Source organism: Photobacterium sp. AWH4_225 (assembly GCF_056158405.1).
Genome location: NZ_JBSWTF010000001.1, coordinates 1,777,105 through 1,800,708, shown reverse-complemented (window position 1 = coordinate 1,800,708; position 23,604 = coordinate 1,777,105). Strand labels below are relative to the sequence as shown.

The window sequence follows — 23,604 nt, the reverse complement described above, 5'->3', positions numbered from 1 at the left end:
AATCGAAAATACGGCAGAGTTCTGCTCTGCCGTATGATTGTTAGTAGTTTTAATTGTTCACCGCGCTTACACGATAATTTGTGAGCAAATCATCACAGTCAGCAAACCACCAAGCATTGGAATCGCAGTACGTTTTGCCAGTTCGATTGGCGAGACATTGGCAACCGCTGCACAGGCAATTACAACACCGGCAACCGGTGATGCTGAACGCATCAAACCCGCAGATAGCTGCATTGGCAGTGCAACGTGAGCAGCTGCCGTACCTACTTGCGAAGCCACATCTGGAGCAAGGTTTGAGAAGCTAAAGAATGCCGCATTACCCGAACCTGATAGCATGGTGATCGTAATGATAATACCCACCAGCATCACAACCATGGCTGAATAGCCAAGCCCCATATTCGCGGCAGAGTTTAGCAACAAGTCGATAAAGCCAATCGCGCTAAGGCCGACCACAAATACTTGAGCGGCGATGATCAGTGTTACCACACCAGCAAATACATTGCCCATACCTTCCAGGTACACCTTCAGAGAAGCCGCAACAGTCTTTCCATCACGGGTATAAATGAAGTCACACACCATAGACACGAACAGGGCAATGAACATCGCTGTGACTACGTCCATCTTAATTGATGTGATTGCGAATTTGCTGAATGTCAGGAGTAACATCAATGGAAGAACAGGTAGAATTGCAAACCACTTCGGCGCTTCGCGCTGCTCTTTAGAATCCAAGTTGAATTCGTGGGTGACACCATTCTCTTCGTCTTTACGATCGAAGTAGCGCTGACAGAAGAAGTGAAGGATCGCAATCACCGCCATAGCTGCTAAAGATACAGGCAGCTGGTAGCTTGCAAAGTAAGTCGCAACATCAATGCCAGACACTTCTGCTGCTTTGTTCGCTGCCGATGAAGCAGGACCAAGATCCAAACAACCGGTAGTCGCCACAACCGCTGCTGCCGCAGCAGGGTTACAACCCACACCCACTAGTACAGGGTACATTGCCACCAATAGCAATAGCGCAAGGCCTGTCGCACTCGGGATGAAGATGTTAATTAACTGGCCGATAATGTAAGCCATCGCCAGAACGATGTATGGATTTTTCACATATGAAAGCGGTTTTGTCGCAATTTGAACCATGGCATTGGCCGCACCGATGTGACCCATGTATTTCGAGAAACCACCCACAGCCATGATAATCAAGCCCAGTTTGGCAAGCGTGGTAGAAGAAATCACTTTGATGACTTCAAAGAAGTCCACAACCACAGAGCCGGTATGTGCCCCACCCTTTGGCATGAAATCAGTGTTACCGCTTATCACCCCAAGTGCAATCATGAGCAAGCCAGCCAAGAACAGCACAGCCTGTGTATTATATTTTTTGACAATAAAATATCCGACACCAAATATAGATGGCAGAGCTAAGTATGTAATCATTTATAACCCCTTCAATAGAGAAGCAAAAGTGTTTTATTGGTTTAAAAAATAATGTTTAAATTTATAGAACAGTAAAAAAACGTTGAGTTACCCATACCTCAATATTTAGTAACATTGAAATACAAAGAAATATCCCGGCATACCTGCCGTATTAATTGATATACTAATTATTTATATTTTTAGTATTAGTTTTTGAATACACTAAATTCGTCAAACAATCCTTCTATGCGAGTAAATCGGTTATCTTTCTCTTGATGCATAGATAGCCCCTTGATAAACGCTTCTATCAAGGCAAAACCTGCAGCCCGGTTATTGAAAAAGCCGCTACCAGCACTTTCGACAATAAACTGTACATCACAATAAGAGACAAATGGGTTTACCGGTTGGTCGGTAACCAGAATGTTATGACCACCGCACTCATGGAACCAGCGTACGAGCTTAATAGTTATTGAAGAGTATCTGTGATACGAAATAGCCAGCAAGACATCGTCTTTAGTCACATCAACCAACTGATGCGGTAAGGTTGAGATATCAGCTTTTAACAACACTACATCTTTACGTAAGTACCTGGCTAATAGATAAAAGTAAGTCGCCAAAGCTTCAGATGATGCGCTTCCCATTACATAGAGCTTGCCCTTTGTTTGACGCATCAGCTTCATCGCTAGCTCAAAATCTTTCTCAGATAGGCTATTAAATGTCTTATCTACATTATCGATCGTCTCTTGATAATGGTTTGCCAACAGACCGTCGACGGTATCTTGTGACGGTTCGTGAGTATGATATTCATAGCGCTCAATGGGGGTAGTTAAAGTTTGTGCCAAATCATCTGACACTTCCTTTTTAAATTGAATAAAGCCACTAAACCCTAAGCGCTGTAAAAAACGACCTAACGTTGCTTTGCCTACCCCTATTTGTTTACAAAGCTCATCAATCTTAGCAAACGGCAGCATGGTGTAATGCTCCATAAAGTGGGCGGCAATACGTTTCTCTGCTGCTGTGTATGAGTCAAATTTATTGACTGCATTAATGAACTCTTGCTTATTCATGGGTTTTATTTCCCGCATTTTTCTTTATGTGGGAAATTTTTCCACTCAGTGATTAAATAGGCAAGGGAATACGATTTTCCCAGCAAAATTTTGTGATCACCCGCTTAAGCAATACACATAAACATCAAGGATTAATTTTTTATTTATTATATTGTCACACCACATTAACACATAACGCTTATACAGTATGATCATCTTCATTTTACCCGCTAAATTTTGAGTCATTTTTGCCTCCACCTTTAAAGGGTACTTAATGCTCAACCTTTATTTTGCGCTAAATCAATTCACGGCCATTGTGAATTTATATTCGCGGGATATTTTTCCCAATATAGGCATAGTTCACAAACCATGCAGGTCAATTGATTACTTTAAAAGCAAAACCCCGCCCATACATTCACCGAAAAAATCATTAGTACACTTAGTTACAAGTTCATACTCATATATGGAAATAAATGGATTTGCTCCTATATCCTTTATATTCAACAACCTGCGCCTGATAAAGCAATCGTTACACACAATCGTTTGCTTGCTAGTTGAAGTTCGAAATTTTATGTCTCCGTTTTGTAATTGCCCCTCTGTTTTATCTCGTATATAGTGCGCAAGTCTTAAACTAATAAGGCTTTTCTCTGTGGTTGAATAGTATTCACAGCATTCATCCATCAACAGATAATTATAAATAGGTTATCCCATGAAGTTTACTAAGCCTCTTATCGCGCTTTCTGTCGCAACGGCGCTAGCTGGTTGTGCTCAGTCTACAGTTGAAACAGGTGACTCCTTTACCCTTACTGTCGCCCACATTAACGACACGCATTCTAACTTTGACCCTGTTAAGTCCAGCTTCTGGGCTCGTAACAAACTGGTTTACAACGAGTTCGGTGGCTTCCCTCGTTTGCAGACCATGGCAGATGAGTATAAGAAGGCTGCTGAAGATAATGACCAGAGCTTCTTGTTCCTTCACGGTGGTGACGCATGGCAAGGCAGCGCATACTTCAAACTGAATGAAGGCGCAATGAATGCTGAGTTACTGAGCCGCTTGGGCATTGACGCCATGGCACTGGGTAACCACGAGTTTGATCTTAACAACACAAAACTTAACCAGTTCATCGGTGACATCAACTTCCCTGTTCTTGCTGCAAACATCGACGCCAGCCAAGACGCCGACCTGAAAGACCAAACCAACCTCAAGCCTTACGTTGTTTACGCATTCGACGGCAACCAAAAAACTGAAGTCACTGACCTAGACAACCTTCCTCAAGGTAAAGATATCGTTGCTGTATTCGGTATCGCGCTAGATGACATGCCAAACATCGCCCCTAATACAGGTGACGTAATTTTCCACGACATGGTGGAGTCTTCTCAGGCTACCGTTGATATGTTCCATGCCAAAGGCATCAACAACATCATCGCAGTTACCCACATTGGTAACGCTGTCGATGTCGACGTTGCTTCACAGGTTAACGGTATCGACCTGATCGTCGGCGGTCACTCACACACCCTACTGGGTGATTTTACCAACCTTGGCCACGACAATGGCGGCGAATACGCCCAAATGGTTCAGAACCCTAACGGTCAGAGCCAGACCTGTGTTGTTCAAGCCGGTGAGTACGCACAAGCGATTGGTCAGCTAGACGTGACCTTCGACGCAAACGGCAAAGTCACTAACTGTGCTGGCCTTAACGTACTGCTAAGTAACGACGAGTACTTCCACTCGCCGCTACGTGAAGCAGGTAGCGAATTTAGCGCCGATGAAACCGCTAACGTGGTTAGCTTCATCGAAGGTGAAGACAACATCACCATTACCGAAGAAGAAGCGGTAATGCGCCAGATCATCGACACCAAGTACAAGCCAGCTGTTACCGAAGCTTACGGTAAAGTCATCGCCCAGGTACCAGAAGAAATCAACCACGAGCGTCGCCCAGGTGACGGCGGTACTGACGTTCACGGCTCTGACGTTGCCCCAATTCTGGCAGCTGGCCAATACTACTGGGCTAATTCACCAGAAGTTGTAGCGGTAACCGGCATGAAAGTCGATTTCTCGCTGATCGGTGCTGGCGGTATCCGCACCAACATCGAAGCGGGTGAGTACCGTGAAGGTAACATCTCTCTAGAGCTTCTACCGTTCTCTAACTTCATGTCTGTAGTACCTGTGAAAGGTAAAGACATCAAAGAGCTTATCGACGGTACCGTATCTGCGACCCTTCCAGAAGGTTCTCACGCAGGTAAATTCCCATACGGTGGCCACATTCGTTACCAGTACACTGAAACAACACCTTACCAAAGCGGTAAGCTGGATTACGTTGAAGTGATGACAGGCACTGCGGATGCACCTGTTTGGACGCCAATCGAAGACAACAAGACCTACAACGTTGCAATCAACAACTACAACGCAACAGGTAACGATGGTTGGACGCCGCTATTTACCGCCCAGCAGAAGTCTTCTGGCCGTGTTGACCTTGCTTACGTTGACGGCAAGCTAACAGGCTTCAAAGTGAAGAACATCGTTGAGGCAGATGGCCGCTTCAAGGTGAACTACGAAGGCGAAGCGCCTAACTGTAAGGCTGACAACTTCCGTTGTAACACCGATGCACAAGCTGTTATCGACTACATCGCTGAAAACATGCCGACACTTAAGCCGCTTGACTACAACGTAGTGACGTTTAACCGCGCGAACTAATTTGTTCATTCGGTAAGTCACATAGTAAAAAGGATGGCCTGTGCCATCCTTTTTTTGTTTGCTCTAGAGTACTTAGAAGTATCTCTCTGCTTCCTGTTTCAGTTGACGCTACTTCAGCACACTTTTATCTATCAGTTTTGCATCGACCAGCTGCAGTAACACTTCACGTGTTTGCTCGCGCAAAAAGTCACGCAGCAACCTTACTGTAGGCGTAATGGATTGACGGCTTGGGCAGACCAACCATAGCTCTGTCGCAGTAGGCTTGTATTCCGGCATCAAGGTTATAACCCGCTTGTTGAGAAGATCATCGGCCATATCCAAACAGGATTTGATCGCAATCCCCTGCCCCGAAACGCACCAGCGCCTAACCAAATCACCATCATTGGAAGAACGGTTACCTTTAAGCTTTACTTTTTGGCTTTGCTCACCATTACTAAATCGCCATTCGTCTTGGACAATATCGTGCAGCTGATAGAACAAGCCATTATGTTGTTTCAGCTCCTCTAGAGTGCTTGGCGTCCCATTGGCTTCAAGGTAAGAAGCTGATGCACACATCAAACGCGGCACATTACAAATCTTGAAACCATACATACTGGCGTCAGTCGGGGCTCCGTAACGCAAAGCCATATCCACCGAGTCACGATAAAAGTCGATATTGCTGTCACTGATATTGCTGCGAAGTGTGACATTAGGGTGATTAGCAAGAAAGTCATCCAACCACGGAGTGACGACATTCCTACCAAGATCTGATGAGAGCGAGATCCTGACTTCTCCTTCGATATCATCAAGATCTTCACGGACATTTAGCTTGGCGCTTGCGAGCATTTGTAGGGCTTGCTCGCACTGGGGTAAATAACGCTCACCAGCAGGAGAGATTTTGAGCTGCCTGGTAGTACGGATAAACAGCTCTGCACCAAGGGATGCTTCTACCCGTTTAACTGCCGCACTGGCCGTAGCCACCCGCATATCTAAACTGGTTGCAGCCGCAGTAATACTGCGAAACTCCGCCACCTTCAACACCACTTCGAGATCTTGGATCAGCATACGCTTCCCTCTAATACACTTATTATCAAATATTGTTTGATAATATATCAATTTCAACCCTGTTTTTAAGAAAAGTCACAATGCTTATGATGCTGATCTAGTAAATACATACCGACCGGATAATGAACATGCAGTCTATTGAGTTTCAACAAGGACCAATCCGTCCACCATCAGAAGCCGACAGCTTACTGATCAGAACAACCCAAGGTTGTCCATGGAACAAATGCAGCTTTTGTACTCTATTTGACGGCATGGCGTTTTCCATCCGCCCTGTTGAAGATATCAAGCGTGATATCTGGGCCGCGAAAGCCTTTTACAAAGGGCGAAAATTCGATAGCTGTTTTCTGCAAGACGGTGACTCATTCGCGATGGATACTGAAGATTTACTTGATGTTTTGTTTACCCTCAAACAGGCATTTCCAGAACTGAAACAAATCAGCTCCTATGGCCGAGCACAAACCATGACAAAGAAGTCACCGGAAGAAATGAAAGCCATCTGCGATGCTGGCCTGAACATGCTTTATTGCGGCATGGAGTCGGGCTCTATCGATGTATTGAAGAAAATGAAGAAAGGCATTACGCCTAAATCTATTCTCAAGTCGGCGGAGTATGCCAAGCAAGCGGGAATGAAAATGATGACCTTCATTATTATTGGCTTGGGCGGAAAAGAGCTCTCTGAGCAGCATGTAAATGAAACAGCAGCCCTGCTCAACCATATAGATCCCGAGGAAATCCGTATTCTGTCTCTGGCGGTCAAACCCGGAACCGAACTCGATGCTATGGTCAAAGATGGCCGTTTTACTCCCCTTACCGAAATTGAAATGGTGATGGAGCAAAGGAAACTGATAAGCCTTTTGGAAGGTGTTAAGGGTAATTATGGCAATTACCATTCCATCAACTTGCTGATGGAGCTAAATGGTAAATTGCCTGAAGATAAACCAGAGTTTCTTGCGACAATCGATCGCTTCATGGCGCTAGAGCCAAAACAACAGCAAAACTTCATTCTCGGTCGCAGAGTTAACTATTACAGCCAGCTGGATGATATGAACAACCAGCTTTACTTTGATACGGTACAAAGAGAACTCAACAGAATTGAGCAATCTGGCAATGCGAATATTGACGATATCTTTTATCAACTGCGTCAGCGCATGATTTAACCACATTGAATTTACGAACAGGAACCGACCATGGTTGAAATAAACAACTGGCTTATTCGCAATGAAAACCCAACAAACTGGAAAATCGAAGACCAGAAGCTTCTTGTCCAAGTCTCTGAAGGGAATATCTGGGGAGCCGGATCACCGGAAGTGGATAATATGTTTATCTATCCACTCGGACAAGATAACGCTACTGCGGGAAACTATACCGCACAAGTTTCTATCAATCTGATCCCGAAACAGACTTTTGAACAAGGTGGGCTGGGTATTATTTGGGATACCGATAACTACATCAAAATCAGCAAAGAAATGTTCAACGGTAAGCTGTCGCTGGTGTTTGTTATCGAGAAAGACGGACAACCTGCAATACAGCAGATTATTGATTACTCAGCAGATGAAGTCGTTGTAAAAATTGAAAAGCGTGATCGCTTGGTAACCGCTTCATATGCAGAGTCTTTCGGTGGTTCCTGGACAGTCGTTGGTACAGCTGATGCCCTTGATGGTAAAGAAGAAGGGTTAATGCTCTACACCTTCGGAGGCTCGCAGGTGAACCCTTCTACTGCAAGCTTTTCGAACTTTGTGTTGTTGTGAGACTGTATAGCAAGAGTTGAACAAATCAACTCTTGCTAACATTGATTTATTCGGGCTTGAACATTAAAACAGCCTTATCTTCTACCCGATATAGATAAGGAAAAGGTGAAATTAATCCTGTTTTAATATCATGTTGCATCAAATCAGGGTCGTTTGTGTATTTATCTTCAGTCTGTCCTTTTACCCGCCAAGAATAGGCTGGTTCATAAGAGTATATGCCTTTCAAGCCTGACTCTTTCATGGCATTTGTCAACTTAGTATCATTATGTGAATAGGAGACCACAAAGTATCTATCTGCCTTTGGTACCCCTTCTATATCTAAAGCACCATTTATTACAACAGGATTCCAAATAAAGCCATCTCGGCGTATATGGCACTGTTGAAGCTCTTTCGGTGTGTCTACCCAATCTGGAGAAAATGAATCACTCGCGACATAAGCTTTGCAACTTTCATCTGAAATATCCCATACCGCCGTAAACTTGGTGATATCACCAAAAACGCTTTCTTCATACTCATAAATCGCATACTTATCTTTTGTATATGCTGTTTCAATGACTGACTTAAACTTCTCATAAATCCTTACATAAGCATCTTCTGCTGATTCCTCATTAGAAAAAGGCTCGATAAATAAAAAGGTTTTGCCTTTATAATGCCCAAACAGCTTATCGTATTTTTGCATACCAAAGAAAAAAGAAGCGGCGTCTAATTTGGATAAAGTCGTCGCCCAAACAAACACGCTAGCAGCCGATACCACTTCATTATGAGAATCTATGCTTTGGTAATAGTTCTTTGAAAGCTCATCAAGGTTATTATGCACATCAGGATCTTTCTGAGTACCTAGATACATCAATTGCATTGCGGTACTGTACTTCTTTTCATCATCATAAGATTGAATGACAGCATCTTCTGAATCAATCGCATCTTTTTCAACACTCTCAGCCAATCGTGCAGTTGAGCACCCAGCGAGTAATACACTACCCAGACATAAGGCTAAATACCTTTTCATGCATTCCATCCTTGAAGATATCCAATCTATTGAACAATTAATGCTAACACCAATAGCAACAGGATGCATATTTGACTAGGCATAATTTGACGACGCTCTTTATGGCGCTACACTAAGCACACTTCAAACGTATCTAATGAACTAATGAGCAAACCCACTTCCCTTTGGCAACGTTTCAAATCAGCCGCCGCTGATGTCCTTGATTTCCAATCCCGCGTGTGGGTGGTCAATATTCGCAGCAGCACGCTTCAGGACGAGTCATTTGTCGTCAGCGAAGATAATTTCAAACAACCATTACAATGGATGAAGAAGAAACAGTTTGATGAAGAGATGCTAGAAAAGGTTGAGGTGATGAAAGTCTCTCAGGTATTGGTCTTTCATATTGAGGGCGTGAGATACCGGCTACTTCGGGTGAAGTAACCGATATATTTTGCCCAATAGAAGCTCTACCAATCAATCTGTTGGCCATCTCGGAAGAAGCCGCCTGATGGGCCATCTTGCTCCAATGTCGCAGCCCATACGATACCTTTAGCACCTTCTTCGATGGGACGACCACCCGAACCTCCCATGTCTGTCGCTACCCATCCCGGACAAACTGCATTGACCAAGATCCCTTCCTGACCCAGTTGATTTGCGAGCATCAGGGTTAATGCATTCAAGGCAATCTTCGACATGCTGTAGGCCGGTGTCGAGCCCCCCATGTTATGAAGTGCACCCGCCCCGCTACTGACGTTCACGATCCTGGCTTTAGGGCTTTGCCGCAACCAAGGCAACAGGGCTTGTACCATTCTCCACGCGCCATAGACATTGGTATCCATCGCTTGTTGTACAGTCTCTAAGTCTGCATCGACCACATTCTGCCAAGTATCATAGTGTATCGCAGCATTGTTGATTAGCGCGTCAACCCGAGAAGTCTTGCTATTTACAAAGTGTACGAACCTTTCAACACTGTCGGCATCGGTAATATCAAGTTGTGCAGGGATCAAGTTATCACTCCCTAACTCTTCAACGGTCTGCTTGGCGCTTTCTATTTTTCGCGCAGTGACGAAGACCTTATAACCTTGCAAGGCCAGCTGTCGGCTGGTTTCTTTACCTAGACCGCGATTAGCCCCGGTAATAATGGCAACTGGTTTGGACATAACCTACCCTCTAAAACTTGTAATGCATTACTCACGCACTTCGGCATGCAATTTGGCAATTTTAAGCTGACCCTGCTGCTGGATCACCTCTAGCTTCTGATGAACACGCATATCGTATTTGTCGCCATTTTTGGCCGTCGCTTTCCAATTCACATCATAACTGACCTGCCACCCGTCGTTCTGGTTGCCAGTGATAGACAAGTTTTGGATATCATGGGCATTCCAAGTGATATTATCGGTCACCCCTTTATACCAACGCAGGAAGTCATCATATGACTTTACCGGAAAATCCGGGTAGAGCATGTCTACCGGCTCTGCGATTCGCTGTAAAAAGAAACCCGATTCACGCTGATGATCGAAACCGGCAAACCACAGGTAAACAAAGCTAGCGATATCATTTTGGCTTAATTGCTTACGGGCATCACTGTCATAGCTATCGCTCAAGAGATTCATATCAATCTGCAAACACTCAATCAGTCCTGATTCATCAAACGTGAAATACTCCGTCCACTTATGGGCATCAGGCGAAATAACCTTCTTACCATCTGGTAGATACTTGTTCAGACTGCCATATAACTCAACTTCTACCGTTTTGTTACCCACAGTTCCTTTGATCTCATAATAAAAATCATCTTGAGTACTGTAGGTGGCAAACCAATCTTTTATCGATTGAATATGCCCTTCTCTACCCTGATATTCTGTCCTGTTTTCATCATGGACGATTGTCTTGCTGTCATTAGAGAAAAGCGCCTTTCGCTGCTCGGCAAATACTTCCATATCTTTTTCATCGGTCACTGTATTGCCAATAAGTGAGTACTGGGAGAAGAAAGCATTAATTAGATCTTCGCGGTGTTTCCGCTCTTGGGTATCTTGCGCCGATACATGAGAGCTCACCGCGGCAAGCAGGAGAAAGATAAACGTTATGAATTTCATGGTTTGCATTCCTATCGGCTGTGGGTTCTAACTGCGAAAAAGGCTTAGGTAAAGACTAAGCCTTTTCTAGCAGGAGTGATTGAACAAAGCTGCTTGGGGTTTTGCATCTTATTGCTCAGTAGTGAATACTCTAAGCCGTTTGAGTGCCTTAACACCTTGAGCATCCCGACTAGGTTTTACTCATTGCTTCTTGCCGCAAACACTAAGGCAATACCGCCCAAAATCAGCAAGGTAGAGATCGTTGTAGCAAGCGTAATTTTCTCGCTGAGGACTATCCAGCCACCAATGCTGGCAATCGCTGGCACCGAGAGCTGAACGACGGAAGCTCGTAATATAGATAGGCTGGGTAACACTGCATACCAAATCGCATAGCCTATACCTGAGGCGACCGCGCCTGAAAGCACAGCCAACAACAGGCCGCGTGATGAGATATCTACGATTTCAGGCGAGAAAGAGATGATAATCCCCCCAGCCACGGCAATACTTCCACCCAACAACGAAGCTAATATGAAGCTTACCGACATGATTAACAGCGAAGGGCGTTCACTTTCGCGCTTGCCCAAGATGGTGAAAGCAGCCCAGCATATCCCGGCTAACACCATCAACACGGCAGAGCCAATATCAGGCCGGGTAGCATTCGGGATAAGCAAATAACCAAAACCGGCTAGAGATACAACCAGCCCGCCCCACTCCCAAAGGCTCATTTTATTGCCACTGAAAAGATGAAACCCAATCATGGTGAACTGGACTGACGCAAATAAGATTAACGCCCCCGTGCCAGTCGCCATATTCACATAAGAAAAGGAAAAGGCTGCTGCATAGCCAAATAACATCAGAGCCCCAAGAAGGTCAGATTTTCTCCAATTAGAGGAGCTGAATAATGAATTAGAATGCAGGGCTAGAGTCAACACAGCTAGGGTTATTGCGCCTGATATCAATCGAACTAGAGTGAAGCTAGCGGCATCAATGGCTCCTTCAGCTAATGCCAAGCGACACAATATTGAGTTGCCCGCAAACGCCATCATGGCACAAGTTACATATAGCGCTGTTTTTAGTGGTGAGCTTAGCTGTGAAGCGCTGTGCAATGGCGATTTTTGCAATGAAAACGGCCTTTTGTGTATTTATACGAGTCGTTCCCCCCATGATGGGCGGTTTAACCAAGAAATGCCAGTCGATACAAGTCAATGGTAGTACTTAACTATTACCCTACGGAATAACCCGAGCTTCACGAAATTGCGACATTAAGCTAATGAACATGTCTTCGGTATCAATCACTTCGTGGAATCCAAACCTCCGTGCTTTACTCGTGTCTGACATAATGTCGAACCCTGCCCCGAAGACGAAGTCGCCGTATTTCCAAGAAACAATGTCACCATAGTCGTAAGGCTGCAGATCGTATTTCTCAATCATCTGTGACCAGAGCTCGGCTTTATCACTCATCATTTCGCCCAGATTGATATGACGTCGATGGCCGACTTCCATATCAAAAAACTTGGCTAGCTTTGGCCACATATTCTCCCAGCGAAAGAAATCACCATTGGTGATATTAAACGCTTCGTTGGCACACTTTGGCGTGGTCGACATCCAAGTGATTGCCCGAGCCAACAACGAAGCATCCGTACACTGGTACAACGCATGAAAGTTGTCAGCCGTACCAGGATGGCAAAGCGGTAAACCCAGCTCTCTAGAAATACTGGCATAGATCGCAAGGACCATACTCAGGTTCATCGGATTCCCTACGGCAAAACCACAAATTGCATGAGGGCGACACGCAGACCAACTCCACGATTTACCCGCTTGTCGCTCAGCAATATAATCTTCTTGGGCATAGTAGAAATTTGGCGACATATGTCGTGGATCGGTTTCCTTAGCCGGTGTTTTAAACGGGCCTAGATGATTACCGTAATACTTGGTGCCTTGGACCAAGTGAACATGCTGGAGTGAGGGTGCAGGAAGGTTCTCGATGGCCTCAACCACATGGCGTAACATGCGTAAATTCGGCTCGACAAGCTCTGAGTAAGACGGTGTTTCGATGTAAGCGCCATGAAAAATGTGGGTCACATGGCTGAGTTCATCAAGCTTATAAAGCGTGTCTTCTTGGCTCAGCAGATCCACCGAGATATGTCGAAACGCTTTTTGAATATCTGGTCGTCTGCGCGACACACCGATAACCTCCCAATCGTCCTGCTCGCTTAAATGCTCAATCAGGTTTCTGCCGACAACACCACCAGCACCGGTGACTAAAGCGACCTTCTTATTCATGGAAAACTCCCAAATCGAAGTTAAATACTAACTAAAGGAAATAAAAAAAGTGACTTTACTTTTCAATATACGGGTCAGAATATTATTCAAAGAAAGTCACTGTCTTTTCGATAATGCGTAATAGTGGAGTTAATCAAACCTTATACACACGCTCATAGATAACGCTTATAGATAACGCTTATAAGCCGTTTTATTTCAGTTTGAACAACAAGACTTTATTGAAAGCCGTCACCATGAGTAGATCTTGGTTCTTGCCGCCAATTTCAAGGTTACTGATATGGCCCGCGTCAATGGCAATGAAATCAAATTGTTTACCTTGTTTGTCAAAAACACCGACCCCACCAGGCCCTGCGACATACACATTGCCATACTGGTCAACCTCTACGCCATCAGCCATCGGCTCTGAGGCTGAAGGTGAATTGACCTTGGCAAACTGGGTCTTGTCACTGACTATCTGACCGTCCACTTTGAAACGATAAACCCAACCATCAGAGGTATCAGCAACATACAAAAATGACTCGTCAGGAGAAAAAGCAATGCCATTGGGTAATTTCAGCCCCCCATATACTAACTGGAGGTCACCATCCAAGTAGCGATAAACACCCCTAACAGGCTGCTCTTCTTCCGCTTTCTGCGGGCCGAACCCTTGAATGCCGAACGGAGGATCGGTAAACCAGACGCTATCGTCACTTTTAACAGTTAAGTCATTTGGGCTATTCAAGCGTTTCCCGTTGTATGTCGCCGCTACAATGACTTTCTCACTGTTCCCCTGTGCATATGACAGCTGTCTGTCATGACGTGCAGCCCATAAGTTACCCTTTGAGTCAAAATCAAGGCCATTAGCATAGCCAGAGTTTTCATCAAAGACACTCAGTGTCCCGTTCAGATCATAGGAATATGTCTTGTTGTTGGGGATATCGCTAAATAAGAAGCGCTGATGTTGCGCATCCCACACAGGACCTTCAACAAATCCAAAATCATCACCGACAAGGGTCGGGTTTTCTTCGACCAACAAGCTTGCTGACGCGTTCATGGAGAAAGCAGTGACAGCGACCATAAAAATTAACTTTTTCATCGTAAATACCTCTTGTTAACTCAGTTGCCTGCGAAGGCTTTGAATGTTTGACCCGACTCAACCCCTAGAACCGAACGGACGTAGGATGTGGCGACATCTTTTGCAGCAATCGAGTGGAATCCAGGGAAGTAGTCACCGTATGTACTCAGTGACTCGGTGACCACAGACGGACTGACAATATTGATGCGAATACCGCGCGGCAGCTCAGTCGATACCGCTTTGACGAAATGCTCGATAGCGCCGTTGAGCGTGGCTGCACTCGTCCCATAGGCAATCGGGTGATCAGCGATAATGCCGCTTGTTAACGTGATGCTGCCATGGTCATTGAGATATTCCGCACCAATTTGGGTTAAGTTCACTTGCCCCATCAGGCGGCTGTTAATACCAACATCCCATTCTTCACGCGATAAATTAGCGAAAGAGTTAAAGGCAACATCCCCTGTCGCACTGATGATGGCGTCTAGTTGACCAATAGAATCCAGCGCCGAACGGATTGATACGGGGTTGGTCAAATCAATCTGTACATCGCCACTGCTTTTACCTGCTTTTACCACCTCATGTGTTGCAGCTAGCGCTTCGACAACTTCGCGGCCGATTGTACCTGATGCACCAATTACAAGAATTTTCATTGTTTCGCTCCTTTCTGTTTACGTTTTGAATCTTAGTTAGTTGTATAAGAGAGAAAAACAACAGAAAATGAGTTCACTGTTTACTAAATGGTGCCAATCGATGAACCTAACGTACTTGCAGACCTTCCTTGTGGTCGCCGATGAAAGTAGCTTTACTAAAGCCGCAGAGGTACTTGATGTGTCAAAGGGCATGGTGTCACGCCATGTTCAGAAGCTCGAGGAAACATTGAATTCCCGGTTGTTTCACCGAACCACCCGTTCGATCAACCTTACCGAGGTTGGGGAAGAGTTATATACCAAAGCGAAGCAAATTCAGTTACTGGCCACCGAAGCGGAAATGCGGGTGAAGGATATTACACAGGAAGTCTCGGGCGATCTGAAAATAACGGCTCCGTTTGAATTTGGCCGGGCGCTTTGTCGTCATGTCCTTCCCCCTTTTCGCAAGCAATACCCGAAAGTAAACTTAATCTTGGATTTTGGTCCTATCAAAAAGAAGATCGAAACAGGCGATTTTGATATCGCTTTTAGGGCTTATGATGAACTACCCAACGATGTCATCGCCAAAGAGCTGGGCTTCATCCGAAATGTGCTCGTTTGCAGCGTTAATTATGCACAAGGTAAAAAACTAGAGGCCATTAAAGATATTCACCAGTGCAGTTTCATTCTCAATAGCCAAAATGAACGCTGGAATCAGCTTGAACTGATCAGTGGCCAACAAAAATACCATGTTGAAGTAACAGGAAACCTTCGCTCCAATACGTACAGTTCCATATTAGAACTCGTGATGCAGGATATGGGGGTCGCAAGCTTGCCCTATTATCAAGTCGAGGATCTTCTCGAGCGGGGTGAACTTGTCCAGGCATTCCCTGAGTGGTCGGTGAAAGCACATAAGTTGAGCTTGATATATGCACAACGACGATTAACCCCGAAGAAGCTTGTTACGTTTAACCTTGCGGTTAAACAATGGCTCGACGCTCATAATTTGTACACGATGTGAGTGTCGTTTAACGCTGGATAACAGTTAACCCATTATGGATTGACATTTAAAGATATATTTCAAAACATTGTGAGGTGAAATATATATAAATTATAAAACAGCAACTTAGAATTAAAATTTAAAATCAAGAGAGGCAGGAACCCTTTGATGTACGAGTAGGTAAATCTAAGACGTTTATTAGCCGTTTACGTCAATGATAAACCACCGTCAACGACTAGTGTGTGCCCGAAAATATAGCAAGCTTTGTCAGAAACAAGAAATTCAATAGCGTTAACTATGTCCTCTGTCTGCCCAAAGCGCTTGATAGGTATAATTTCAAAGACTTCTTCCTTGATATTTGATGATTCAGTCTGTCGCTCTTCCCAATGAGGAGTCCATGTAACTCCCGGATCAACAGCATTAAGCGAATACCTGATTGATACTCTCTAGTGCGACTGATAGGCTCAAGCCTTCTAAGGCATACTTTGAAGCGCTATCGAAATAACTGTACCATACACCCACACTTTCCATTGGACTAAGTCGGTCACAGAATGACTGTCTGTTAATGGGAGAATAAAGTGTTTTTACTGCCAAAACCTGTCATTACCACGCAAAAACACAGCCATTATGATGCTATGTATACCACAGCTACTTTTGGGTTGACTCATATATCAACAAATGAATTTAATGGCTTACACAAAACCAGCATAGTGCTGATTTTGTGTATACAGTTTATTAAAAGCTATTTTGTAGCAAGCCAATCACTCACTAAATTATAATAATCACTTTCAAACTGCTCGTAACTGGTAAGTTCGCCTGTCGATACTGCTATAGCGGCTTCGAAACGTGCAATCCAATTTTCTTTGGCAGTTGATGGCATGTCACACGCACCGCTTGTTTGCCCGTATGCTGGCTCAGTAAAAGACGGGGTGCAAGTGATCACTGTTTCACTATCTCGATGCCAGCGGTCACTCTTAATAAACTCCTTAAATCCAAGTTTACCTAGGCCTTTTTCCTGTAGATAAGCAGTCATTGTTGCATAGAGACCATATGCCTCATAACCACCGTGAAGTGCGCCATCGTTAGTTATAATATTGGTGTTTGGCGACTGTTCTGCATGTTTAGTTTGCCATTCATTTAAACTATACACTCCAAAGCCTGAAATGTTCTCAGCGAGCCCTTCGATGAACCAAGCAAAAGGCCCAAGATTAAAGCCAAACTCGTTATTCTTTAACTGACCGTCTATTACATGGCCAAGTTCATGTTTAATCAAACCAAATTCATATTGACTGCCATAAGTATGGTTCTCAAAACCAGCAATCTCGCTACCATGCCCACTACCTGTGGTACCAGTCCCTTGTTTTACACAAAACCCAAGCCGCTTTTTACCATCAGTGGTAGTTGCACCATAAGTATGACGAATCAATTCATCAGGCGTTGAGTCTAATTCTGTCGCTATCTGTAAAAGAGAAACCTCGGCAATGCCCGCTAAACGCTGAAGATTTATTAGTGATACAGCATCACTTGAGACACCTATTTCAAAATGCTCACTCCAATAAGCGGTGTTTCCTATACATTTAGAGCTAGAGTTAGTCTTAGATCGACGTATGTAGCCTCCATCACCATTGTTTGCATCAGATTTAGCTACAATAGGCGCAAGCGCAGTAATTTGACTTTCTATTTCTGTAAACGATGTTCCATCATTAACACCCCAGCCTCCGTTAAAAGCGGAATTACCACCGTTGCTATCATTACCACGGTTGTCATCATTACCACCGTTGTCACTACTACCACCGCAGCCATATAGCGCTAAACCAGCTAAAACTGCACAGGCAATGCACTTCTTCTTTATCATCATTTCCTCAATATATCAGCTATTTACGGCAATGCTATTAACACTACTTTTGGTGTGGCTTTATACCCCAAAGACAACAACACATCATGGCATTTTATTGCTTTGAATTAAAAAACCATACATTGATCACGGTTATAAATACCCACAGCTCAATAAACAACCAGAAGCAATAAGTATCTTATCGGGGTTGAGTTATTGCCGAGTTATCTGTTAGCGACTATATGGAGAGGTTGAGCTGCTCAGCGAAGTATAATTTCTAGCAATACCTAATACGGTTTGCTTTTTGTAGGGGAAAAGTCCATTAACAGAAAATGGATAAGTTCGAATCTATCCAACATTGAGACCACTTAAGTAATATAGCTAACCCGTTATTAATAAGAATTAAACAAAAAATGGGGGGAAATGAATAGTACTCAGATCCCCCGTAACTTATCAGCTTCGCATTGCGCCGGTTGTTTTTACTTACCTAGATAAGGTTATTTTTTGCCATTCTTGTGTTTGTACTCCAGAGTCACAATGATTGGATCGTGATCTGACGACGAGTAAATGTTGTCTGATTTTTCCAAATCGCCGGTGTACTTACTGCTGTACTCAAACAAGTTACTTTCAGCAGCATTGATGTGCCAAGCTTCAACTGCAAGCACCTTATTCACTAGTGATGGACTCGCCAACGCGTGATCCAAGCTACCTAGCTCACCTTCATAGCTGTAGCTGTAGTCCGTTTTGTGCTTCAGGTTTACCAGGCCATAACCTTTTTCTACTAGCTGCCCTTCTTCCTCGAACACTTTTCCATCCAGTGTGGTGTATGACGCGGTGTAGATTTTGCCGCCACGGTCAGCTTCATCGAATGAAGTAAGTGTAAGGATTGGGTCTTCCATGCCATAGGAGTTCAAATCTCCCATCACCAGAACATCACCTTTGATGTCTTGAACAGCTTCACCGAGTACTTTGGCTGCTGAAACGCGGAAGTTATTACAGCTACCCTGTACGTCTTCATCTTCACCGAAAATGAAATCATCTTCCCAACACGTTGAGCCTTTTGATTTAAAGTGATTCACAATCACGGTCAAGTCATCTTTAGCACCAGGGATATTGAACTTTTGCATCATGGCATGACGCTGATAAGCACTTTTCACTCCGCCTTCATCCAGTGGTGCATGCTGCTCCGGCAGCATGATCTGGCGTGCTTTATTCTTCGCCTTCACTTTGTGATGACGGTAGATGATACCCACGGTAATTGCGTCAGTACCAAAGTACTCAACCCCTTCAAAGCCAGGTTCATCTTTAAACGTCAGGTCTGATTTATGCACTTTTACCGCGCGGTAGTGATCTTTCTTGTCCGCTTGCACATCGTTTAATGCATTAACCAATGATTGAAGCGCACTGTTGTCATCAAAACCGTTATTTTCCAGCTCCATCAGGGTAACAATGTCAGCATCCATAGCGACGATTGCATTGACGAGTTTGGCCTGTTGAAGGGTAAATTCATCCACTGAAGGCGCACCACGGTAACAGTTATCGTTAGGCCCGACCGATGCTTCAGTACACATAGGGTTCGGGTTGCCCGATTCCGCATATGAGGTGAAGTAGTTGAGAACGTTAAAGCCTGCTACCTTCAAACCCTCTTCATATGACGTAACAGGCTTGTCTGTCCTTTCATTTTCTGGCTCGCGCCCCAAGTAGCCACTGTTGATAGTATTGGTTGTCACCAAACGGTATTCACCGTAGCTGTAACCCACCATCGCAGTCAGGCCATTAAGCTTATCACCCATACGAAGATAGCCATCTATTGGGTTAAAGTTATCGAACCATGGCACTTCACCATCTTTGGCTTTGTAATCTGATTCAACATAAACACGGCTGATCGCATTTTCGGCAGCCACCTGCTCGGCAGCTTCTGTCTCTGCAGCATAAAGATGCGTCGGGTTATATAGCGGGGTGTTGTGAGCCAGCATCAGGTTATTACGGTATGAGGCATAATCGAAACTGAAGTTACGCGTAATCACCAGTGGGCTATCAGCATCAAGCAATACCTGCATGCCCTCATGGCGCTCCAAAGCGGTATGAAGGTCTTCCCCTTCCTTCACTCGGAAAGCTGTCGGCTCTGGGATTGGGTTATTAGTGCTAACAACTTTAAATGCATTGTTGCGAACATCCAGTTGAGTATTACCATAGTATTCTTTGACGGTCGCTTCAACACAGACCTCTGCCCCTGGTTGAATGTCACTTGGTACAGTACCGCCACCCAAGAAAACAAACACACCGTCAGACGTATTTTCATTGCCATCGCCATAAGGGTCTTGGAAGTAGAAGCCTTTGTATAGGCTTTCACCTCTTGCGGTAACAACACCACGGACAAAGTATTTTTCTGGGCTTTCAAAGCTACCTTCCGGCACGAGTGGGCTTCTGTCACCATCACCTTGTACGTCATAAATTGGAATAAGGTTATCGATATCGCAAACGAACGGATTCGGTGGTGGAGTTGAACCATCACAGGCTTCAAGCCCACTGCAGCCTAGGCCATCAAAGGTATCGGTTGGAAACGTCACCCATTCAGCGTTGACATCAAAATCACTCTCGACATCTGTTCTGCCTGAAGTGACAGCAGGCTCCCTGCGCAGCGTGACATCTTTGGCAAAGTCTTCACGAACACCAAGTTGCCCTAGGCTATCTATCAGCGCTTCACCATCGAACAAGGCGACAACATCATCACCATTAAAACCTAGGCTTCCTGAAGACTGATCACCGACGTCCTTAATATCCTGTGCCGCTGAACTGTGGTACAGCACATAGCTTTCACCACCAGCTAAGCTCACATCATTGAGGTTGATGGTTGTACCAAATGAACTCGCACCATTCATCGCTAGCCGAATGCTATATTCTGAGAGGTTAATTCCAGCATCAGATAAATTAGTGACTTCGATCGCTTTATTATAACTTTTGCCTTCAACATATTCTGTTATTAACAATTGCGCAGAAACAGAAGATGACATCAAAGCCAGAGCAACCGCACTGGCTAATGTGTTGATTCGTGTCATGTGTAAACTCCAATATAAATAAAACCCTAGGCTACTAAAACCGCAGATTTTCCAACTGATAGTGTTATGCTCAGTGAATAATTATTTAATTAGGATAAATTTGAATTAAATATCAAAAATATCATTTTGAGCGAGCCTATTTTTATATATCAATGTTACAAATAACAATTTTAATGAATTAAAAATGGAGTTTTTATTCAACTTCTGACTCAGGTGCACAAGGTTACATAAAGGTACAAATACTGCTCGCAAAATCAGAAGGATACTATTGATACGTCACATAAAAAATGTCAGGAAGGAATTATAATTGTCATCAATACTGAAAACAGGGATGCAATTCAGTTACACCGTCACCACAAAGCATGTTACTAATCTATATACTCAGTAATATGCTTTATACATGGGGAGCAAAGCCGCCAGTAATTTTATATAGACGGCCTTTTCACAGATAATGGAAGTACGATTTATAGGGCTTTTTCAATAGCATCTATCATCACAGCATCAGTTGGATTAGTTCGGCTTGAGAAAACAGCGACTACCTCACCCTGCCTGTCGACAATATATTTATAGAAATTCCATTTTGGTGAAATACCTGTTTCTTTTGCAAGATGTTGAAACACAGGATTCGCCTTTTCGCCTTTAATATGGGTTCTCTCAACCATAGGGAATGTCACCCCATAATCGAGATAACAGACCTTGGCAGTATTTTCTTCGCTGCCACGGTCTTGATTGAAGTCGTTAGATGGAAAACCAATAACAGAGAAACCTTGCTCCTTGTAGTCCTGATACACCGCCTCAAGTTGTTCAAACTGTGGCGTGAAGCCACACTGGCTGGCAGTATTGACAACAACAAGTACCTGCCCCGCAAATTGCTCACACAGTTTGACCGATTCAGTTGAGTTCAATTTATTAAATTGCTGGTCAAACCAAGCACCACATTGTGCTTGCGACGCTGACTTTGCCTCTGCCCGGACTGTTTGTGAATAAAAGGCACCCGCCGCAAGGCATACACCCAAGATACACGCTGTCATTGATAGTCGGCGGGACTGATTAACAGGTTGCTTCTGCTCGATACAACGGCTCTGATTCATAACTCGCTCCCAATTCTCCCTGATGGAAAATGTGACAATAAAACATGTATTTGAGTACGGCAGTTCATTACAGCCTGATCACTATCCGTTCAATAATTAATCATATACCCTGCAATCCCTTTAACCATACCTCGACCTCCATTACACTTGCCCTGTTAAAAATGCAGTTACACGCCGAAGGACAGTTCGAATGCCACAAGTAAACATTGTTCCAAACCCTCAAATTGCCATCATCTTCAAAGGTTGGGCAGAAGACTGGGCCAAAGAAGGTCAGACTAACCAAAAAGATATGGCCAACAAGTTCCACACTGTCTATAAAATTGCGGCAGACATGTTCATCAAAGGCGGTGAAGTGGATATGGAGTTCTTGTCGGCGTTGTTCGAAGACTGCAAGCAGAAGCTTGAGAATGCCCAGGCAATGAATGAGAAAGTGAAATCAGCGCTGAGCGAAGACGATGAGCGCGCACAAGCAATCATCCAGAAAATCACCCATACCGCGCAAGATGCAGCCCATGTGGTTCGCTACTTAGGCCAACTGCTTAAACCAACAGCTTAAAAATAAAAAAGCGATACCAGCACAATGCCAGTATCGCTTTTTAATCAACTCACTAAAGTGAATCTCTCCACTTAGCCAACACGTTTATGTGCTCTGGGCCAATACCACAACAGCCGCCAATGATTGTCGCTCCTGCTTCTCGCCAGCGCTTGGCAAAGACTAGATAATCTTCAGGAGACAGCTCTCGCATTGCTTGCAATGTATCGTTGGCCTCATGGTCTGACTTTATCGGGGTAAAGTTATTGGCATAAGCCCCTATCTCCAAATCCAAGCCATGTGCCTCTATTACTGCTTTGGTATCAATGATCGCCTGCTCCATCACTTCAGGAACAGAGCAATTAAAAAAGATACCTTCACCACCCGCTTGGCATACATGTTCAGCGACAAGTTTTACCTGCTCGCCAGAACGCAATCTCGCTTCACCTTCCGCATCATCAAGAGTAAATGCGTAGTAGCAAGGCTTCTGGGTTTGACTGAGAACCTTTTGGATAGTTTTCAGCTCTTCGACGCTGGAAATTGTCTCAGCGATCCAAAGGTCAACATGCGGATTTTGTGCTTGGATAAGAGCAGTAAAAATACCTACGGCTTCAGCAGGCTTGAATAGATCTGGCCGGTAACTGCCAAATGCAGGCGGAAGACACCCAGCGACCTGCACGACCTTTTTACTGTCTACTGCAGCAAATTTGGCAATCTCGGAAGCTTCACCCGCCAAACGAGGGCCATCCGAGGCGTATAGCGCTTCACCCAAGTGGAAAGGGACACACGCATAGCTATTGGCGATAATGATGTCAGCCCCACTGTCGATAAAACGTTGGTGTGCCTGGCGAACATGGCCCGGAGATTCGATAAGTGCTTGAGCACTCCATAGCGGCTGAGAAAATGGCGCGCCAATGCGTTTGAGCTCCCTGCCCATTCCGCCATCAAGTATGGTTAGTTTCTTCATTGTCAGCCCTATACAACTTAGCTATATCTATATGCTGTATTGAACCACAATATCCATCAAATGTGTTTTGAATCTTGTTCACAGCGAACATGAGATAGTTCAACGAGCATAAAAAAACCGAGCAGGTCACTTAGACTTACTCGGTTTAATCTTTACTTATC

General features: G+C 44.4%; 20 protein-coding genes and 1 pseudogene. 6 read left to right on the top strand and 15 right to left on the bottom strand.

Going from position 1 to position 23,604, the window contains the following annotated elements; all coding sequences use genetic code 11:
• Positions 1-66: 66 nt before the first annotated feature.
• Both dcuC and ACXAD4_RS08585 read right to left on the bottom strand, forming a co-directional pair.
• Positions 67-1,428: a C4-dicarboxylate transporter DcuC gene (gene dcuC / locus ACXAD4_RS08590; RefSeq protein ID WP_475240597.1), complete on the bottom strand. Its 1,362-nt coding sequence runs from the start codon at positions 1,426-1,428 to the stop codon at positions 67-69.
• Between the two features lie 185 nt (positions 1,429-1,613).
• The gene (locus ACXAD4_RS08585; protein ID WP_475240594.1) at positions 1,614-2,474 is read right to left on the bottom strand and encodes a MurR/RpiR family transcriptional regulator; all 861 of its coding nucleotides are present in this window, start codon (positions 2,472-2,474) and stop codon (positions 1,614-1,616) included.
• Between the two features lie 688 nt (positions 2,475-3,162).
• Between ACXAD4_RS08585 and ACXAD4_RS08580 the strand changes: the two genes are divergently transcribed.
• Positions 3,163-5,148: a bifunctional metallophosphatase/5'-nucleotidase gene (locus tag ACXAD4_RS08580; RefSeq protein WP_475240592.1), complete on the top strand. Its 1,986-nt coding sequence runs from the start codon at positions 3,163-3,165 to the stop codon at positions 5,146-5,148.
• Positions 5,149-5,256: 108 nt separating this feature from the next.
• Here ACXAD4_RS08580 and ACXAD4_RS08575 read toward each other — a convergent pair whose 3' ends face one another.
• Positions 5,257-6,192 (bottom strand): LysR family transcriptional regulator, encoded by a 936-nt coding sequence (locus ACXAD4_RS08575; protein ID WP_475240591.1) that lies wholly within the window; start codon positions 6,190-6,192, stop codon positions 5,257-5,259.
• Between the two features lie 128 nt (positions 6,193-6,320).
• Between ACXAD4_RS08575 and ACXAD4_RS08570 the strand changes: the two genes are divergently transcribed.
• On the top strand, positions 6,321-7,349 hold the full coding sequence (locus ACXAD4_RS08570) for a B12-binding domain-containing radical SAM protein (protein WP_475240588.1): 1,029 nt from the start codon (positions 6,321-6,323) through the stop codon (positions 7,347-7,349).
• A gap of 30 nt (positions 7,350-7,379) precedes the next feature.
• A complete protein-coding gene (locus tag ACXAD4_RS08565; protein ID WP_475240586.1) occupies positions 7,380-7,940 on the top strand; it encodes a DUF1349 domain-containing protein in 561 nt (186 codons plus the stop codon).
• Positions 7,941-7,986: 46 nt separating this feature from the next.
• Here ACXAD4_RS08565 and ACXAD4_RS08560 read toward each other — a convergent pair whose 3' ends face one another.
• Positions 7,987-8,946, bottom strand: coding sequence for a hypothetical protein (locus tag ACXAD4_RS08560; protein WP_475240584.1), 960 nt, complete (start codon positions 8,944-8,946; stop codon positions 7,987-7,989).
• A 144-nt stretch (positions 8,947-9,090) separates the two neighbouring features.
• Here ACXAD4_RS08560 and ACXAD4_RS08555 point away from each other — a divergent pair, with 144 nt between their 5' ends.
• A complete protein-coding gene (locus ACXAD4_RS08555) occupies positions 9,091-9,366 on the top strand; it encodes a hypothetical protein (RefSeq protein WP_475240582.1) in 276 nt (91 codons plus the stop codon).
• A 26-nt stretch (positions 9,367-9,392) separates the two neighbouring features.
• Here ACXAD4_RS08555 and ACXAD4_RS08550 read toward each other — a convergent pair whose 3' ends face one another.
• From ACXAD4_RS08550 to ACXAD4_RS08525, 6 genes are all read right to left on the bottom strand, one after another.
• Positions 9,393-10,085, bottom strand: a complete 693-nt coding sequence (locus ACXAD4_RS08550) for an SDR family oxidoreductase (protein WP_475240580.1) — start codon at positions 10,083-10,085, stop codon at positions 9,393-9,395.
• Between the two features lie 27 nt (positions 10,086-10,112).
• Entirely contained in the window at positions 10,113-11,018 is a 906-nt protein-coding gene (locus ACXAD4_RS08545; protein WP_475240579.1) for a hypothetical protein, read from the bottom strand.
• A gap of 176 nt (positions 11,019-11,194) precedes the next feature.
• Positions 11,195-11,851: a DMT family transporter gene (locus tag ACXAD4_RS08540; RefSeq protein WP_475240577.1), complete on the bottom strand. Its 657-nt coding sequence runs from the start codon at positions 11,849-11,851 to the stop codon at positions 11,195-11,197.
• A gap of 373 nt (positions 11,852-12,224) precedes the next feature.
• Positions 12,225-13,280, bottom strand: a complete 1,056-nt coding sequence (locus ACXAD4_RS08535) for an SDR family oxidoreductase (protein ID WP_475240575.1) — start codon at positions 13,278-13,280, stop codon at positions 12,225-12,227.
• A gap of 190 nt (positions 13,281-13,470) precedes the next feature.
• Positions 13,471-14,355, bottom strand: coding sequence for an SMP-30/gluconolactonase/LRE family protein (locus tag ACXAD4_RS08530; protein WP_475240572.1), 885 nt, complete (start codon positions 14,353-14,355; stop codon positions 13,471-13,473).
• A gap of 20 nt (positions 14,356-14,375) precedes the next feature.
• Entirely contained in the window at positions 14,376-14,984 is a 609-nt protein-coding gene (locus tag ACXAD4_RS08525) for a short chain dehydrogenase (RefSeq protein ID WP_475240571.1), read from the bottom strand.
• A gap of 100 nt (positions 14,985-15,084) precedes the next feature.
• Here ACXAD4_RS08525 and ACXAD4_RS08520 point away from each other — a divergent pair, with 100 nt between their 5' ends.
• The gene (locus ACXAD4_RS08520) at positions 15,085-15,981 is read left to right on the top strand and encodes a LysR family transcriptional regulator (RefSeq protein WP_475240568.1); all 897 of its coding nucleotides are present in this window, start codon (positions 15,085-15,087) and stop codon (positions 15,979-15,981) included.
• Between the two features lie 185 nt (positions 15,982-16,166).
• On the opposite strand, the pseudogene ACXAD4_RS08515 reads toward ACXAD4_RS08520, so the two are convergent.
• From ACXAD4_RS08515 to ACXAD4_RS08500, 4 genes and pseudogenes are all read right to left on the bottom strand, one after another.
• Positions 16,167-16,455, bottom strand: a pseudogene (locus ACXAD4_RS08515) (SDR family NAD(P)-dependent oxidoreductase); the annotation flags it as partial.
• A 247-nt stretch (positions 16,456-16,702) separates the two neighbouring features.
• The gene (locus ACXAD4_RS08510) at positions 16,703-17,815 is read right to left on the bottom strand and encodes a hypothetical protein (protein ID WP_475240565.1); all 1,113 of its coding nucleotides are present in this window, start codon (positions 17,813-17,815) and stop codon (positions 16,703-16,705) included.
• Between the two features lie 476 nt (positions 17,816-18,291).
• Positions 18,292-20,853: an ExeM/NucH family extracellular endonuclease gene (locus tag ACXAD4_RS08505; protein ID WP_475240563.1), complete on the bottom strand. Its 2,562-nt coding sequence runs from the start codon at positions 20,851-20,853 to the stop codon at positions 18,292-18,294.
• A gap of 464 nt (positions 20,854-21,317) precedes the next feature.
• On the bottom strand, positions 21,318-21,884 hold the full coding sequence (locus ACXAD4_RS08500) for a glutathione peroxidase (RefSeq protein ID WP_475242737.1): 567 nt from the start codon (positions 21,882-21,884) through the stop codon (positions 21,318-21,320).
• Positions 21,885-22,134: 250 nt separating this feature from the next.
• On the opposite strand from ACXAD4_RS08500, the gene ACXAD4_RS08495 reads away from it, so the two are divergent.
• Positions 22,135-22,500 carry a hypothetical protein gene (locus tag ACXAD4_RS08495; RefSeq protein WP_475240560.1) on the top strand — a complete coding sequence of 122 codons (366 nt, stop codon included), beginning with the start codon at positions 22,135-22,137 and terminating at the stop codon, positions 22,498-22,500.
• A gap of 52 nt (positions 22,501-22,552) precedes the next feature.
• Here the strand turns inward: ACXAD4_RS08495 and ACXAD4_RS08490 are convergent, their stop codons facing one another.
• A complete protein-coding gene (locus ACXAD4_RS08490; protein ID WP_475240559.1) occupies positions 22,553-23,443 on the bottom strand; it encodes a homocysteine S-methyltransferase family protein in 891 nt (296 codons plus the stop codon).
• Between the last annotated feature and the right edge of the window lie 161 nt (positions 23,444-23,604).